We start from the raw sequence: 16,613 nt of genomic DNA on the forward strand, positions 1-16,613 counted from the left end.
TATTTCTTAGAGATTAACCAATAACTTTCTCACTTCTGCTGCATAGCGGTAATTCGGTTTTTGCTTAAGCAACTGCTCAAAAATAGCCTTTGCCTCCGCTTTGTTATCTAAACTAATATACACTTTTCCAAGCTCATAGTAACTATCCCATGCTTGCGGATTTATTTTGATAATATCCCGATAGGTATCGCGTGCATTTTCTTTTAATCCTGCTGATAAGTAGACAGCTGCAAGATTTTGACGGGCATCGATATCTTTCGGCATAATTTTTATCGCATTTGTATAATAATCGATAGCTTTACCGTACTGATTTTTTAGCCCGTAGAGCTTTCCTAAATTCATATTCACTTCAAAGTTTGAAGGCTCCGCCCGATATGCGGCCAAGAGATGCTGTTCAGCACTGTCGAGATGACCGGCTTCAAGCTGAATCCGTCCAAGGTTGATACGTGGCTTGCTATAGTTCCCGTCAGCTGTAACCGCACGGGTATAGTAATCTTCAGCTTCGCGCAGCCGGTTGTTTTTTTCAAGTGCTAATCCATACGTGTATAAAAAGCGGGCGTCTTTATCGTTAACTGCTAAGGCTTTTTGTGCATTTTGTAACGCTTCTGCCGTCTTGCCGAGTTCAAGTTGTACCGCAGCAAGGTTATAATATGTTACCGGATCGGCATCACCGAGCGTTAACGCTTCTTTAAAATAGCGTTCCGCTTGTTGAGCATCTTTTTGTTTTGAATACACTTGCGCCATCTCTTTTAATGCTGAGGTGTTCGAAGGTTCCAATGACAACGCTTTTCGGTAGTTGTTAATTGCCTCACCGTAATTGCGCTTTTTATCCTGCATACGGGCCATTTCGATCCATGCCCTGACGTAATCCGGCTTTAACGCTGCGGCTTTTGAAAAGGCCGTAAGAGCGGCATCATTTGCGTTCATAATCTTGTGCGTCATACCGAGGTTGAAAAAAGCCGCTTCAAATTGCGGATTGGATTTTACGGCTTGTTCAAACGCAGTGCGCGCTTGCGGGTATTTTTTCTGTGCAAAATACTTTCTACCCAACTCATAATTATATTGAGCATTCTGCGGATCGAGCCGGCGAGCGGCTTCCAATTCCTGCACTGCAAGCGATCCATTGTTTTGGGCATCTGCAATTTGAGCATATACATAGTGAGCCTTGGCATCATCATTTTTAGAAGCTATCGATTTCTTAATATAGTCGGCGGCATCTTTTAACGCTTGGTCTTTATGGGCAGGAGAGGTCTTGGCAAGCGACTGCATGGCATCGGCCATCTCCCTGTATTGTTCTGCCGCAAAAGCAGCATCTCCTGACGGTATTTGCGCCGCGGCTTTACTGAAAGCGCTTTGCGCTGCGGCAAAATTGCCGCTTGCTGCGGATTTTTTGCCTTGTTGCACCAGTGCATCTACTTCATGTTTTTTAGCCAGCAATTCTGCTTGTGCTTTTTGTGCAGCCTCCGCTTGGGCTGCAGCGCGGGCTTGTGCTGCCGCTTGCGCGTTTGCATTATTTGCCGTATTAGCTTGGTTTGCCTTATTTGCGTCGGTATTTTTTTGCGGCGCGGCCTGATGCGTTTGCTGTGCAGTCTGCGGCTTTGCAGCGGAATTTGCTTGCGCTTGCAGTGCCGATTGCGCGCCGGCAATTTTTGCAGCCAACGCTTGTGATTCGGAAGTATTTTTTGAAGCAAGTCCTTTTTTAATATACTCATCGGCTTTTTTCAAAGCACCCGATTTTGTCTGCTTGTCCGTCGAATTTTCCGCCAAGTTAAACATTGCATCAGCCATTTTGCGATAAGACTCTTCCGCAAAATCATCATCCTTGGGCATGAAGCGGCTTGCTCTGTCTAAAGCAAGAATAGCGTTATTCAGCTGTTTGCGTTGTGCTGCGGTTATTCCTTGCGCTATCAGATTTTCTACCTGCTTGTGTGCCGCTGTTTTCGGCTGTTCCTGCTGCTTACGCTGCGCCTCGGCTTGGGCAGCCTGTTCTTGCTGTTTACGCTGGGCTTCGGCCTTTGCCTGTGCAAGCCGCTCCTGCTCTTTGCGTTGTTCCTCGGCTTTCTTCTGCGCCGCGGCTTGGGCAGCCTGTTCTTGCTGCTTACGCTGGGCTTCAGCCTTTGCCTGCGCAAGCCGCTCCTGCTGTTTGCGTTGTTCCTCGGCTTTTTTCTGCGCCGCGGCTTGGGCAGCCTGTTCTTGCTGCTTACGCTGGGCTTCGGCTCTTGCCTGTGCAAGCCGCTCCTGTTCTTTCCGTTGTTCCTCGGCTTTTTTCTGTGCTGCGGCTTGGGCAGACTGTTCTTGCTGCTTACGCTGGGCTTCGGCCTTTGCCTGTGCAAGCCGCTCCTGCTCTTTGCGGGCGTCAAGTATTTTAGCGTAAAGATTACGGGCGCCGGAGCTGTTCTGTGCAGCAAGCGCTGCTTTAATGTAGTTTTCGGCCTTATTCAGCGATGTCTGCACATCGTTCGGATTTGAGAGGTGCTGTGCAAGATTGAGCATTGCATCAGCCATCTCCGTGTATGAATCGCTTGCAAACTGTTTATTGTCCGGCATTGAGGCAGCCGCTCTATCGAATGCCGATGCGGCACTATTCAACTGCCGTTTGTTTACGGCGTTTTTCCCTTGTCCGATCAGTTCTACAACCTGTCTCCGCTGCTGCTCTGCTTGATCTTCTTTACGTGCGCGTTCTGCCGCTTGCTGTTGGGCTAACAGCGCCTGCTGACGCTTTGCTTCGGCTGCTTTTTGATATTCAGCTATAATATTACTATAGAGTTCGCGGGCATCCGTATTATTGCGGGCTGCAAGCGATTTCTTTATATACCGTTCAGCTTCATCCCGGGCTTTTTGAGCAGTCTGAGTATCGGACGTTGTTTTCGATAATAGAAAGAGGGATGATGCCATATCATGATACGATGCGGCTTCAAAATCTTTGTCATCAGGCATCGCTTCATCTGCGTGTTCAAAAGCGGTAAGCGCATTGTCCAGCTGATTTTTTTGAGCGGCACTTTTTCCTTGCACAATATAGCCGCGTACTTTATTACGGTCTTCTTCAAGTTTTTGATTTCCGATTGCCCGCGCTGTTTCCTGTTCCTGTGTTCCGCGGTTAAGCGCAAGCGCATCATAACCGAACACTCCCGGATAGGCACTCCCTGTTCCATCCGTTTGGCTATCCAATAAACTTTGCTGATTTTGTAGGTTACTTCCGTCTTGGGTACCATACTTTTTAGCAAGACTTTCATTTGCAGCTTGTGCAGCTAAAAGCCGCTCCTGTTGCTCTTGCGTAAGTTCATTACTGTCATTTTCGGCTGCGAAGAAACCGTTATTTCCTAAAATATCGGAAGATTGCCCGGAAGCGGTTCCAATAGCGCCGCCATTCAGTTCATTTGTTGAAATCGGTACGTTATTTGTCCCTTTCCCACCGAAAATAAGAGAGTACCCGCCCCAAATTAAAAGACATAGTACAATACCTGCTGCTGTTCCGATTAAATATTTGTGTAAATCATTCAAGATTATAATCCTCCGAATAGTCTAACGTTTCATCCGAACCGACAGAAAGAGAAGAAGCATTATCTACTGATTGTAAACTCGCATTTATTTCATCTTGCAGTTTTTTATACCGATCTTCTGCGGCTTTTCGTTCGGCTTCTTCCGCCAACCTCCGTGCTTCTTCTTGCATTCGAATCATTTCCGCTTCACGGTGTTCCGATTCTAGAAGCGATACCATACGCTGAATCGCCTGTCTTTGGGAAGTAGCGGGGTCGAGATTTAAATAAAATTTATAATCTTCCAATGCTTGCGGATATTGTTCCAATTTAATATAGGTATTCGCTCTATTCAATACAGCCGGCGGATAGGCGCGGCGCGCTGCCAAGGCCGCGGTATAAGCTTCTTCCGCCTCTGTAAACCGGCTTTGCAAAAAGTAAACATTTCCCAGATTATATGAGTAGAGATATGAGCCAGCCGCATCTTTACTTTTACCTGCCAACAGCTGCTGTTCGGCTTCCGCATATTTACCGAGGCTGATGTAGCACACCCCCAAATACAAGTTGATTTTAGAGTCGCCCTTTCCGTCTGTCATTGCCTTATAGAAAAGCGGTACAGCCTTATCCGGCTGATTATTCAGTAGAAATTTTTTGCCTTGCGTTAAAGCATCTTCTGTAAAGCCCGGTGCAACTATTATTAGATAAATAACAATCGAAATCAATTGTCGAGCCGATATACGGCAAATACGCTTCATTGACATTACCTCTCAAAAATTATACCATAAAATTATGTCTTTGTACCTTATTAGTTTCATTGGTGTCCTTGCTTTTTTCGTTCTATTATTAGCTTTTTTACTGATACGTTCGATTATTTCACCGAAAAAAACAGCTGTAATAGAAAAATATATGAATGCCGGCAAGTATGCGACAGCAATTAAACGGGCAAAAGCCATTATAGCAAAAAACCCGCGTGATACAAAAGCCCACTATCTCCTTGGAAAAGCTTATTTGGCTGACGGCCGCGCCGAACTTGCTTTAATGGAGTTTAAAACCATCAGCAAGGCCGTATTTGAATCAAAAGCCGAAGAAAAAGAATTCCGAAATTTAACGGCACAACTATATGAACGTTTTCAACAGCATATGGAAGCGCTCGCAGAATATGCACTGCTGATAAAACTTGACCCTCAAAATGCGGAATATTATTACGCAATCGGACAGCTTTTTGAACAGCTTAATAAAACGGAACAGGCTATCTTTCATTATCGGCAGGCGATTAATCTTAATTCAAAACATGCCGCCGCCCATGCAGCTCTTGGACTGCTCCTGTTCCGCAGTAAGATGATGAACGAGGCAAAACAAGAAATTGCTACTGCCTTGAAGCTGGAACCGGATAATACGACTGCGTTATATTATCAAGGGCGGCTGCTCCGTGAATCAAAAGAATATGCACAAGCACTGGCTTCATTTGAAAAGGCAGCCCGCAATGCGGATCTTCGGCAAAAGTGTTTTACCGAACGCGGCTTATGCTATCTTGATGCAAACAGTCTTGAAAAAGCTGCTTTCGAGTTCGATCGCGCACTAAAACTCACAACTGCAAAAAATTCGAATCCCGATACATTGCGTCTCCGCTATGCGGCTGCGGCATGTTACGAAAAAATGAGAGACCTTGACCGCGCTATTGAGCAGTGGGAAGCAATCCACACCGTAATGCCGAGCTACAAGGATGTTACAGACAAGCTCAACCAGTATCGAGACCTCCGTTCAAATGATTTAATGAAAGAATACCTTACCGTCAGCACGGAGGCATTCCTCAAACTCTGTAAAACAGTTACGGAACAAGCCTTTGCGCTTTTGGTTCAGTCTCAAAAAGAGATCAAACAGGGATGTGCTATTATTGCATTGGAAGATAATTCCGAAAAATGGATGAACGTACGGAAGCAGCCCAAACTCTTTATCTATTCGCGAGATAGCGACATCATCGGTGATTCTTTTTTACGTTCGTTACACGAACAGATGAAAGCTCAAGGGTTGGTACGAGTTGTCGTCATCACCTCAAGCGGTTTTTCACGGGCTGCATTAAGTTTTGCAGAAAACCGGCCGTTTGAACTAATCGATAAAGACAAACTGGAGTCAATTCTAAAAACGATAAAAGGCATATAGCATGAAGATCCTCTGCATTTCCGATCAAATCGATCCGCTCATTTACAGTGTCAATATCAAAGAGCGGTACAAAGATGTCGATCTTGTGATTTCTGCCGGGGATTTACCGATGGAGTATTTGGAATTTATCGTTTCATCGTTGAACAAACCGCTTTTTTTTGTGTTTGGGAATCATAATCTCAGTGCATTGCCGTACTATCATAAAAATCTTAGAGCGGACGCCTCTTTGCAATCCATTGCCGAAATCCGGCCCGAAGGGTATGGTTCAACGTATCTCGGCTTTACCACACGCCGAGAAGGCAATGTACTTTTTGCAGGGGTTTCAGGAAGTATCCGGTATAATAGCGATATCGGGCAGTACACCGAACATCAAATGAAGATGCAGTTGCTTGCACTGGTACCGCGCCTCATTTACAACAAGCTGCGTTACGGACGATATTTAGATGTTTTTGTCGCCCATGCGGCGCCTTTCGGCATTCATGACCGTCCCGATCCGTGCCATATAGGGTTTAAATGCTTTTTATGGTTTATAAAGAAGTTTAAACCGCGCTATTTTTTACATGGGCATATCCATCTTTACGACCTACAGGCGCCGCGGGTAACCGTTTACGAAAACACAACCGTTATCAATGTATTTAGCAACTACCTGTTGGAATTTGATACCGATCAATTTACAGAACAATCCAATTAATAATGATTTAGCAGCGATTCCCCCTTTTATAAAACAGCAATCCGATATATTTTAAAGCGATACAAGGAGTATTTTTATGATAGACAATAAAACGGTGCTTTCCCGTAAAAAGCTTTTTAACGAAACAGGTGATATCGAAGTCCATTTACGGAAAATGATAGGCGGCAATACCACAAACCTCAACGACTTTAACAATATGAAGTATACGTGGGCAAGCGAATGGTATCGGCAAGCAATGAACAACTTCTGGATACCGGAAGAAATCAATATGAACACCGATGTTCAGGATTATCGTAAGCTCAGCCCCGCGGAAAAAACAGCCTACGATAAAATCTTATCATTCCTCATTTTTTTGGACAGCATTCAGACGGCGAATCTACCGAATGTCGGGCAGTATATTACCGCAAACGAAGTAAACCTCTGCCTTACCATTCAGGCATTTCAGGAAGCGGTACATTCGCAGAGCTACAGCTATATGCTCGACACCATCTGCTCCCCCGACGAGCGGACAGCCATCCTTTATCAATGGAAGGATGATGCACATCTACTCAAGCGGAATAAGTTTATCGGAGACTTATACAATGAGTTTCAGGATGATAAGAGCGCATTGGCTTTGTTGAAGGTAGCCATCGCCAATTACATTCTGGAAGGGGTGTATTTTTATTCCGGCTTTATGTTCTTTTATAACCTCGGACGGAACAACAAGATGCCCGGCTCCGTGCAGGAAATCCGCTACATCAACCGTGACGAAAACACGCACCTGTGGCTGTTCCGCTCGATTATCCATGAGCTGCAAAAGGAAGAACCGCAGCTATTCACACCGGAAAATAACGAGCTGTTCCGCAGCATGATCCGCGAAGGCTGCGAGCAGGAAATTGCGTGGGGGCATTATGTTATCGGCGACGACATTCCCGGCCTGACCCGCGGCATGGTTACCGATTACATTCAGTACCTCGGCAACCTCCGCTGCGAAAACCTCGGTTTTGAACCATTGTACGAAGGGCACCGCGAAGAACCCGCCTCCATGAGCTGGGTAAGCCAGTACAGCAATGCAAACCTCATCAAAACAGATTTCTTTGAAGCAAAGTCTACGGCTTACGCAAAATCTTCCGCGTTAAAGGATGACCTATAGGGCAGAAAATGCAATTAAAAAGATTTTCGTTGGGACCGCTCCATTTTTACCGGCAGGCGCTCGGATTTGCCATACCGGTAATGATTCAAACCTTTGTACAGAGCCTCGTTTCGCTGATTGACAACTTTATGGTCGGCGGGCTGGGCGACATCAAAATGAGCGCGGTCAATATCACCAATCAATTTACCTTTCTCTTTTTGGTAACAGTCGGGACGTTTTCCGAAACCGGCGGCATGTTTATGTCCCAGTTTAACGGTGCAAAAGATGCCTCAGGGATGCGACAGGTCTACCGCTTCAAACAGATTATGATGCTCGCCTGCGCCGTACTTTTTACCCTTTTCTCGTTCTTTTTTTCGAGGTATATACTCGGTTTTTTGGTACACGGAAATCAGCAGGCACCGGAAATCGTAGCCGAGGGGCAGCGGTACCTGCATATTATCCTTTTCACCTTTATTCCGATAGCTTTTTCAACGGCGATTGCCTCTTCTTTGCGCGACATCGGCAAGGTAAAGATCATTATGTACAGCGCGATTATCTCTACGTTGATAAACACCTGCGGAAACTACATTTTGATTTACGGCCATTTCGGAGCGCCGCGGTTGGAGGTGAAGGGCGCTGCATACGCGACGCTGATAGCCCGCTGTGCTGAAGTTGTTCTCCTGCTTATCTACGTACATGTCAAAAAGCCTGCGTTCTACGTGCGGATTACCGCGCTGTGGAAGGTGCATTGGCCGCTGTTTATGCAGATGGTTAAAAAACTCGGGCTGGTGTTTGCCTCCGATATTTCGTGGGTGGGAACCGAAACGATTGTTGCCGCGCTGTATAATAGCCGCGGCGGGGCGGAGGTGGTTGCGGGCATGGCAGCCGGTTGGACGATTGCAAATATTTTCTTTTTAATCTTTCCGGTGATTTTTACCTGCGTACGTATTATTGTCGGCAGCTCGCTCGGACAGAACAAATTGGACGAAGCCCGCAAACAGGCGCGGTGGTTCCTTTCAGGCTTTTTTATCTTCGGTATTTTTGTCGGTATTTGTGAAGCTCTGACGGTGTTCCTTATTCCCGTTGTGTTTATTCGGCTTTCGCCTGCCTCGCATATCATCACGCGGAATCTTATATGGGTCATCGCGCTTTATATGCCGTTGTGGTCATATCTTAACACGCAGCTCGCAATTTCCCGCGCCGGCGGCGATGCGCAACTTGGCGCATGGGTGGATATCAGCGTCAACTCAATCGTATTCCTACCGGTGATGATTATCTTTACCTACTTTACTGCGCTTTCTCCCGTCGCGATGTTCGGCCTTGCAAAGCTGAGTGATTTTTTTAAGTTGCTCATCGCCGGTCATCAATTAAAAAAAGAGCGGTGGGTAAAGAACTTAACCATTGCGTAAGGGTTTACAAAAAAGCAATACAACACTGCACAGAGTACAAGGGGCTTATGCCTTGCACACAGAACAATCACGCTCTGTCTCTGTCGGTCCGCGGCATTCCTTCTTCTTCCTGTAGGAACTGCATTGAATAGAGCTGATAATAGTGTCCTTTTTTCTGCAGCAGTTCTTCGTGCGTGCCTGCTTCTATCATTCTGCCTTTTTCGATAACGATGATTTTATCGGCATTGCGGATAGTGGAAAGGCGGTGCGCGACTACAAATGAGGTTCTGTTTTTCAACACGGCGGCAATCGCTTTTTGAATTTTTTGTTCCGTTTCCGTATCGACGGAAGAAGTGGCCTCGTCCAACACAAACAGGCGCGGATTCCGCACAAGCGTACGCGCAAACGAGATGAGCTGCTTTTGCCCCGTTGAAAGTAAGCCACCGCCTTCGCCTACCTGCGTTTGGTAACCGTTCGGCATCGCGGAAATAAATTCGTGAGCGTCAACAAGCTTTGCCGCCGCGATAATTTCTTCTTCCGTTGCATCAAGCTTGCCGTAGCGGATGTTCTCTTCGATTGTGCCCGAAAATAAATGCGGTGATTGTAATACATAGCCGAGGTTTTCGTGTATCCATGTTTCCGGCATTTCGGTGTAATCGATGTTGTCAATTAAGATACGTCCCTGCTTCGGTTCATAAAATCGGCAAAATAAATTTACGATAGTGGACTTTCCCGCTCCGGTAGACCCGACTAACGCGAGCGTTTCGCCGGCCTGCACCGTCAAATTAAAATCGGTTAAAACAGGTTCGCTTTCCTTATACCAAAATGATACGTGCTCAAATTGTACGGTTCCTTTTATGGCAGGACGCTGCACTTCCGTCGGGTTGAGTGCGGTGCCGTATTTTTTGATAACCACTTCCGTATCCTGAATATCAGGCTTTTCTTCAAGCAACGCAAAAATACGTTCCGCCGCTGCTTGTGCCGATATCAATTCCGCAAACAGCGCGGATGCTCCTGCAAGCGGGGCGTTGAACTGAGTAACATACGAAAGGAACGCAACAAGCAGTCCCAAACTAATCGCCTGCGAGATAACAGCGCTTCCGCCGTAAAAGACGACCAGTCCCGTACCTACCGATCCGATAATCTGTACCGCAGGCATCAAAATAGAAGAAAGCAAAATTCCACGTATCGAAGCAGCCTTCATATTCTCTGTTTTGGAGAAAAACTCTTTTGCGTTCAACTCCTCTCGCACGAGCGTCTTGGTCGTCTTTGCTCCTTGGATATCTTCGTTATATGCCGCCGTCAGCTGCGCATTTACCGCCCGTACTCTCCGTTGCGCTTTTAATATCTTTGCGCGCAGATAAATGCTTAATGCAATAATCAGCGGGAAGGTCGTTAATACAATAAGGGCGAGTTTAATATTGTCGTGGAACATCGTAAAGATGAGCGCGAACAGCATAAAAAAGCCCCACAATAAATCGGATACACCCCACGCCACCAGCTCCGATAATTTATTGATATCCGAAGTGATGCGTGACATAAGAGAGCCGACTGAATTCGCATCGTAAAATGAAAGAGAAAGACTTTGTAAATGATTAAAGCAGCGGATCCGTAAGCGATTGCACATCTTTACTTCGACCGTGCCGATTGTCATAATATAGAAAAACGTAACGAGAACTGCGAACACTATGAAGACACTGGTCAGCACGACGACCGGAATAAAATTCTGTAAATTCTGCTCTTTTACAAAAACGTCGATAACATAGTTGGTGATTTTAGGTTGTGCAATTGCGCAGATTCCTTCAAGCCCTGAAAAAATAAAACCTGAAATAAAGAGCAATTTAAAGAACGCAAATTCTTTTACAATCCGCTTCCAAACTCCGCCATTAAACTTTTGGTTGTAATCGTTTTCCTGATCTTGTTCCATAATAGTACCTTGTCGTTACAATGCTATTGGGGCTTTTCAAAAAATTCAATTAATTATCGTAATGTCCGCGGCAGGAAAGGATTTCTAAAGTATTTTTACTCACTCGGTACACAAGCCTGTTCACGTCATCAATACGGCGACTCCAAAACCCGCTCAATTCGCCCTTTAGAGGCTCCGGTTTACCTATACCGTCAAAGCTTCCCCGTTCAATATCTTTAAGCAGCATATTGATACGCTTTATTGTTTTTTTATCTTGTAGTTGCCAATACTCATAATCTTCCCAAGCTTCATCAAACCATATTTTTTTCATTCATATGCCTCGATAAGCTCATGCTCTACGCCTTTCCCGGCATTCAGAGCCTCAATGCCCCTGCGTAAGTGAGCCATGTTGCTTTCACTGTAGAACGGATCCGTTGATATTTCAAACGGTATTTTTTGTTTCCTGACCGCCGTTTTTGCAAATACGCAAAATGCTGTTGTCATGGTCATTCCAATATCGGAACAAAAAGCCTCAAACTGTTTTTTTAGGTTCTCGTCCATACGGATATTTATGTTTGTCTGTGCCATAGTAGTAACTCCTTCTATCTTTATTGTAGATAGATTTATTGATGATGTCAATATAATTTCAACTTTAGAGATATCATACCGGAAGTTTTGTTGACTTTGTACTATAGGTTATTCGTGCAATATTACATCATCATATTGACATTTCTACACTGCCTATCAATACTACTCGGACAGAAATTTCTCTGCATAAGGAACTCACAATGAATAAAAACGACTATATCATCCGTTTGGAAAGAAAAGAAGAATACCGTGATGTTGAAAACCTTGTACGAGAAAGTTTTTGGAATGTGTACCGTCCGGGGTGCCAGGAACATTATATTCTCAAGCAGCTGCGGGATGATCCGGCATTTGTGCACGAGCTTGATTTTGTGATGGAAAAAGACAGGAAGCTGATCGGGCAGAATATCTTTGTCAGGGCACTGATTAAAACTGATGACGGACGCGATCTTCCGATTATGACGATGGGTCCGATTTGTATTGCGCCGGAACTAAAGCGGCATGGCTACGGAAAAATACTGCTGGATTATTCCCTTGATAAAGCAACGGCGCTCGGCTGCGGTGCGGTATGCTTTGAAGGTAATATCGATTTTTACGGCAAGAGCGGATTTACGTACGCGAGTGCATACGGCATCAGGTATCACGGATTGCCGGAGGGAGCAGATGCTTCGTTCTTTCTCTGTAAGGAATTAATTCCCGGCTATCTGACCGGTATTACCGGAGAATATGCTACGCCGAAGGGCTATGCTGTCTGCGATGAATATCCGAATGACTTCGCCGCGTATGAGTCGGGCTTTCCGTACAAAGAGAAGTTAAAGCTGCCCGGACAGATTTTTGAGTGAAATAAGCGGGAATAGTTGACCGGCTGTGTGGGACTCATGGAGAGTGGGTGAGCGGTATCGGTGGAGGACGCATTATGACAACAATTCTTAAAATAACAGATAGTGATGAAAAAGCTCATATCGTTGAATATGTTTTATCAGACTTGCCCGAATGGTTCGGTCTGCCTGAAAGCACGGCGGAATATATACATGATTCAAGAGAACTGGACTTATGGGCTGCAAAAGATAACGGTGAATATATCGGATTTATAACGCTGAGCCAATCGAGTACCGATTGCGGAGAGATACACTGCATGGGCGTCAAAAAAGCCTATCATAGGAAAGGGGTAGGTACTTTATTGCTTGAAGCACTGAAAAACTTTGCAAAGACAACATACGAGTATTTACAGGTAAAGACGGTCGATGAAGGACACTACAAAGAATACGATCAAACAATAGCTTTTTATAAAAAACAAGGATTCAAAAAGCTTGAAGTGTTCCCTACGCTATGGCACGAATGGAATCCATGCCTTGTAATGATACAAAAGTTGTATGCACGTTAACTAGAAATTGATCTCATTTTTGCAAATTTTCAGCAAAAACAGCTTGTATTTTATGAATAAAAGATGGTATTGTATGCGCAGTTGATGATAGAGGAGCTGCGCTATGGTGCTTGAGTTTTCTATAACAAATACATTTTCTATTAGTGAAAGACAAACTATTAGTTTTGAATCGGCTCTGAACGATCCCACAACCGACGGGCAGCACTGTATAGACTGTAACGGTAAGAAAATACTCAAAATGGCGTGTATATACGGCGCAAATGCTTCAGGGAAAACAAACATACTTGAGGCGCTTCGCTTTTATGCGTATTTTATGCTCAGCTCATTTACCCGTTTAAAACCGGATGATGCGATTAATTTTATTCCGTTTAAGTTTGATCCGCAGCTTCAAAATCAGCCCGGTGCGTTTGAAATTATCTTGTATCTAAAAAATAGTAATACCGAAGGCTATACCCGCTATGAATATAACCTAAAACTTACCCGTATCGCTGTTGTCTACGAATCTGTATATTATGCACCGAAAGGACAGAAAAAACTGATCGTTATGAGGGATGAGCATACAGGTATAAAATGGGGCAGTGATATTTCCGGACCTAAGAAAGCAATTGAAAACCTTGTGCGTCCTAACTGCTCGTTGCTGTCGGCATGTCAGCAGCTTCCATTTCCTGCACTAGAACATTTAACACTCTATTTAAGCGTGTTTTTTTCCGGGATAATAGGTATGTCAAACGAGTTTTTACGAGGGAACGCGTTTGCTCACATAAGACCTCAGTTCCCTCAATTTAAGGACTATCTTGTGCAATTACTTTCTGCTTCTGATATGGGAACAATCAGCGATATAAACGTTGAACATATACCGATTACCGAAGATTTAGCGGCAACGCTTCCCCAAGAAATGCAAGAACGTGTTGTAAACTACAATGGAAAATTGACAGTGCAAGATGTACAAGTAACACATCGCTATGATAATCATGACTATACGCTATCAATTGATGAAGAGTCTGCAGGAACAATACGGATGATAGAACTGAGCGCACTATTGCACTCATTGAAATACGAAAACATTGCTTACATTATTTCTATAGATGAACTTGAGACTTCATTACACCGTGAATTGATAGAGACGTTTCTCGAGCTTTTCTTGTATGTTGCTACAGAGTCACAACTCATTTTTACCACGCATGATCAAGATTTATTAGATTCCGGTCTTTTACGGGACGATGAAGTTTGGTTTTGCTATAAAACGGATAAGGGGAATAGCGTATACAATAGCATCACTGACTATACAGGGATCCGCAAAGGAGTTTCGCGCAAAAAGCTGTATAATGCCGACAAATTCGGTGCCTTACCGCTTGTGAACGTCAATGTATTGAAGGAGCTGTTTTATGCCGAGAAAAACTCGGAAAATACAAAGTAACAAAACGGTGTTGATTGTTGTTGAAGGGACAACGGAGCTGAATTACTTTTCTGAAATGAAAGCCGTTGAACGAATTCCCGGTATAACAGTTATTCCGAAACAAGCAAAATACAGTTCAGTTGCAAGTATTTTCAAAACAGCATTTGAGGAACAAAAAACAAAAGTGTATGATGTTATCTGGTGTGTATTCGATTGCGATACTATTTCAAAAACAACGCCGTGTGAAAAACTGGAAAAGCTAAAACGGCAAGCTGAACACAACAACATACACATTGCAGATTCTCTACCTGCATTTGAAATATAGTTTTTATTACATTATGTGCTCCCTAAAAAATATTACACAGATCAGGAATCTCTTATAAAAGAACTGCAAATACATTTACCCGAATATAAAAAATCGATGCACTTATTATATTCTAAACTGAAAACATTGCATAAAACAGCTTTGGAGCATAGCAGTAAATTGGAAGAAAGAAAAAAGATGAAGCTTCCACCGCGTCGTTTTGTAATGTGCATAAACTTTTTGAAGAGATTGAAAAGCTGAAGAAATAATGGTGGTTGTGCGGTATGTAAATCAAATCCATATTCATTTTGCAGCTTCTGTTTTATCATTTGCAAAGCGTCTCTTATGGGCATCTATCAACCTCCCATGATTACATAGACAGTATAGCACAAAAAGAATGGCAATACCAAGTATCTGGAATATTTATAACTATACAGAGATTTTTGCTTGTCGATCTCCATATCCAATATTATATTAAACATCAGGAGAGTTAGAGACTATGTATAGAGCTTTTAATGTCCAAATAGCAGATAATGAAATGGATAGCTTATTAAGAAATAGTAATCAGCTTTATAATAATTTTCTTGATATTTATCTTTCTAATAAATTCAATATACAGCGATCATTGGAAAATTTTTTGCTACCTAATAATGCTATTGATGTACAAAGTCTTGAACAAGACTGGTTTCCAAGTGTTGATGCGCATGTTTTTATCTCACATTCGCATAAGAATATTGAATTGGTAGAAAAGTTTGAACAATGGTTATATCAGCAATTTGGTATAAAATGTTTTGTGGACTCAAAGGTATGGGGATATGCAAATGATTTATTAAAAAAATTAGACGATAAATATAGTTTATTTTGCACTGAAAATAATATCAATACTTATTATTATGAGAAAACAATTATATCATCTAGTCATGTTCATATGATGCTTGCAACTGCATTATTAAAAATGATTGATAAAATTGATTATATCTTCTTCTTGAATACACCGCAGTCATTGTCTTTAAATAATATTCATCAATTTACTTATTCACCTTGGATATATTATGAATTATCGCTATTACAATTTATTAGAAAAAAAATTAGTCGATCAAGAATAGCAGAAGGCGAAATGAGAAAGTCTTTTTCTATGGGAGCTGAGAATCTAGCAATGGCTTTTCCTGTTGATATTAAAAATTTATATAAATTATCAATGACTGAGTTGTCTAGGTGGGAAATGGGTGTGCCAAGTGACGAAAAATATCCGAATTCTGCATTAATGAAATTAGACCTATTATTTCCAGACAAGTAATTCATCAGAGAAAGGTGTAATTATGGAGAATAAATTAAAACATTTAGAATTTATCCAAAATGTTATTGTAAGAATGAATAATGAATCCATTCAATTAAAAACATGGACTATCTTACTTGTAGTTGGAGTATTAACATTGGCAGAAAAGCAAGGAAGCTGGTTTATTATATTATGTGCACTACTTCCTACCGATTTGTTTTGGGTACTAAATAGGAATGTCCTAAAAACAGAACGTTTATATCGTAAATTATATGATATTGTCCGAAAAAAAGATGAAAAAGATATAGATTTCTCAATGGATATAGCCCATATCACGATTGAATCAAAACCTTTTAATACGGTAAATGCATTCTATTTGCCGATTATGATTGCTTTACTTATTATTTCATGCTGGCTGTATTTTAGTTGAAATTTTTTTTCGTATATTCACTCCCATCCTACATTGCTTCTCTCGGCTTTGTTTTTAGCAGCCCCTCCGTCTTCTTCCCATACAGCTCGAACAAAAAAGCCACACGGGCGGCATCATCGGGGAAGGCTGTTTTACGATAGGCTTATCCACAGCTGTCTGAAATTACTATCATGTCTTTATCTTTTTAAGAGAATGAAATGTTTGAATATCTTTCATAACATCAGTTATATCCATATCAAAATAAGGGAAGCCCATATCATCATATAAATCAATCAAATCAAGTTTTTTTATTCCCAAAATTTCAGCTGCGCGACCATGAGAAATGACTTTTTTGTAGACATTGGAGTGATACAATAAAAGTGCATTTCGCTCAAGCTCTTCGTTTGATTCACCGCTATAATTGTCCGTAAAATACGTTTTCATATCTTTTGGGACTGTTATCTGAATCGTAGCATATTCCATAAAATCATTCTCCCTGTATAAATATAGTATATACCCTAAACACT

The 16,613-nt window shown here is 42.7% G+C and carries 16 protein-coding genes; 10 read left to right on the forward strand and 6 right to left on the reverse strand.

Annotated features, from left to right (window positions below; genetic code table 11):
- Nucleotides 1–6 precede the first annotated feature (6 nt).
- Together QI63_RS04625 and QI63_RS04630 are read right to left on the reverse strand one after the other, a co-directional pair.
- Complete coding sequence (locus tag QI63_RS04625; RefSeq protein ID WP_044014301.1) at nucleotides 7–3,501, reverse strand: tetratricopeptide repeat protein; 3,495 nt, start codon at nucleotides 3,499–3,501, stop codon at nucleotides 7–9.
- Nucleotides 3,494–4,231 (reverse strand): tetratricopeptide repeat protein, encoded by a 738-nt coding sequence (locus QI63_RS04630; protein ID WP_044014303.1) that lies wholly within the window; start codon nucleotides 4,229–4,231, stop codon nucleotides 3,494–3,496. The genes QI63_RS04625 and QI63_RS04630 overlap by 8 nt, the downstream gene beginning before the upstream one ends.
- 151 nt (nucleotides 4,232–4,382) lie before the next feature.
- Between QI63_RS04630 and QI63_RS04635 the strand changes: the two genes are divergently transcribed.
- From QI63_RS04635 to QI63_RS04650, 4 genes are all read left to right on the forward strand, one after another.
- Complete coding sequence (locus tag QI63_RS04635) at nucleotides 4,383–5,636, forward strand: tetratricopeptide repeat protein (RefSeq protein WP_235619784.1); 1,254 nt, start codon at nucleotides 4,383–4,385, stop codon at nucleotides 5,634–5,636.
- 1 nt (nucleotide 5,637) lies between these two features.
- Complete coding sequence (locus QI63_RS04640) at nucleotides 5,638–6,327, forward strand: metallophosphoesterase (protein ID WP_044014307.1); 690 nt, start codon at nucleotides 5,638–5,640, stop codon at nucleotides 6,325–6,327.
- 76 nt (nucleotides 6,328–6,403) lie between these two features.
- Complete coding sequence (locus tag QI63_RS04645; protein WP_044014309.1) at nucleotides 6,404–7,459, forward strand: ribonucleotide-diphosphate reductase subunit beta; 1,056 nt, start codon at nucleotides 6,404–6,406, stop codon at nucleotides 7,457–7,459.
- 8 nt (nucleotides 7,460–7,467) lie between these two features.
- Nucleotides 7,468–8,847 carry an MATE family efflux transporter gene (locus QI63_RS04650; protein ID WP_044014311.1) on the forward strand — a complete coding sequence of 460 codons (1,380 nt, stop codon included), beginning with the start codon at nucleotides 7,468–7,470 and terminating at the stop codon, nucleotides 8,845–8,847.
- Nucleotides 8,848–8,914: 67 nt separating this feature from the next.
- Here the strand turns inward: QI63_RS04650 and QI63_RS04655 are convergent, their stop codons facing one another.
- The 3 genes from QI63_RS04655 to QI63_RS04665 are packed head-to-tail and all read right to left on the reverse strand — an operon-like array spanning nucleotide 8,915 to nucleotide 11,320.
- Complete coding sequence (locus tag QI63_RS04655) at nucleotides 8,915–10,753, reverse strand: ABC transporter ATP-binding protein (protein ID WP_044014313.1); 1,839 nt, start codon at nucleotides 10,751–10,753, stop codon at nucleotides 8,915–8,917.
- 49 nt (nucleotides 10,754–10,802) lie between these two features.
- Nucleotides 10,803–11,063: a Txe/YoeB family addiction module toxin gene (locus QI63_RS04660; RefSeq protein ID WP_044014315.1), complete on the reverse strand. Its 261-nt coding sequence runs from the start codon at nucleotides 11,061–11,063 to the stop codon at nucleotides 10,803–10,805.
- Nucleotides 11,060–11,320 (reverse strand): type II toxin-antitoxin system RelB/DinJ family antitoxin, encoded by a 261-nt coding sequence (locus QI63_RS04665; RefSeq protein WP_044014317.1) that lies wholly within the window; start codon nucleotides 11,318–11,320, stop codon nucleotides 11,060–11,062. Before QI63_RS04665 ends, QI63_RS04660 begins: the two co-directional genes overlap by 4 nt.
- Nucleotides 11,321–11,520: 200 nt before the next feature.
- On the opposite strand from QI63_RS04665, the gene QI63_RS04670 reads away from it, so the two are divergent.
- The 6 genes from QI63_RS04670 (at nucleotide 11,521) to QI63_RS04700 (ending at nucleotide 16,107) form a co-directional block, all read left to right on the forward strand.
- Nucleotides 11,521–12,159: a GNAT family N-acetyltransferase gene (locus tag QI63_RS04670; protein WP_044014319.1), complete on the forward strand. Its 639-nt coding sequence runs from the start codon at nucleotides 11,521–11,523 to the stop codon at nucleotides 12,157–12,159.
- A 74-nt stretch (nucleotides 12,160–12,233) separates the two neighbouring features.
- Nucleotides 12,234–12,701, forward strand: coding sequence for a GNAT family N-acetyltransferase (locus QI63_RS04675; protein ID WP_044017048.1), 468 nt, complete (start codon nucleotides 12,234–12,236; stop codon nucleotides 12,699–12,701).
- A gap of 103 nt (nucleotides 12,702–12,804) precedes the next feature.
- Nucleotides 12,805–14,118, forward strand: coding sequence for an AAA family ATPase (locus QI63_RS04680; protein WP_044014321.1), 1,314 nt, complete (start codon nucleotides 12,805–12,807; stop codon nucleotides 14,116–14,118).
- Entirely contained in the window at nucleotides 14,087–14,422 is a 336-nt protein-coding gene (locus QI63_RS04685; RefSeq protein WP_044014323.1) for an RloB family protein, read from the forward strand. Before QI63_RS04680 ends, QI63_RS04685 begins: the two co-directional genes overlap by 32 nt.
- Nucleotides 14,423–14,900: 478 nt before the next feature.
- Nucleotides 14,901–15,698 carry a toll/interleukin-1 receptor domain-containing protein gene (locus tag QI63_RS04695; protein ID WP_052185480.1) on the forward strand — a complete coding sequence of 266 codons (798 nt, stop codon included), beginning with the start codon at nucleotides 14,901–14,903 and terminating at the stop codon, nucleotides 15,696–15,698.
- 22 nt (nucleotides 15,699–15,720) lie between these two features.
- On the forward strand, nucleotides 15,721–16,107 hold the full coding sequence (locus tag QI63_RS04700) for a hypothetical protein (RefSeq protein WP_052185481.1): 387 nt from the start codon (nucleotides 15,721–15,723) through the stop codon (nucleotides 16,105–16,107).
- Between the two features lie 168 nt (nucleotides 16,108–16,275).
- On the opposite strand, the gene QI63_RS04705 is transcribed toward QI63_RS04700, so the two are convergent.
- A complete protein-coding gene (locus tag QI63_RS04705) occupies nucleotides 16,276–16,569 on the reverse strand; it encodes a UPF0175 family protein (RefSeq protein WP_044014330.1) in 294 nt (97 codons plus the stop codon).
- Between the last annotated feature and the right edge of the window lie 44 nt (nucleotides 16,570–16,613).

The organism is Treponema sp. OMZ 838 (assembly GCF_000775995.1).
In the GTDB taxonomy this organism is placed as follows: Bacteria; Spirochaetota; Spirochaetia; order Treponematales; family Treponemataceae; genus Treponema.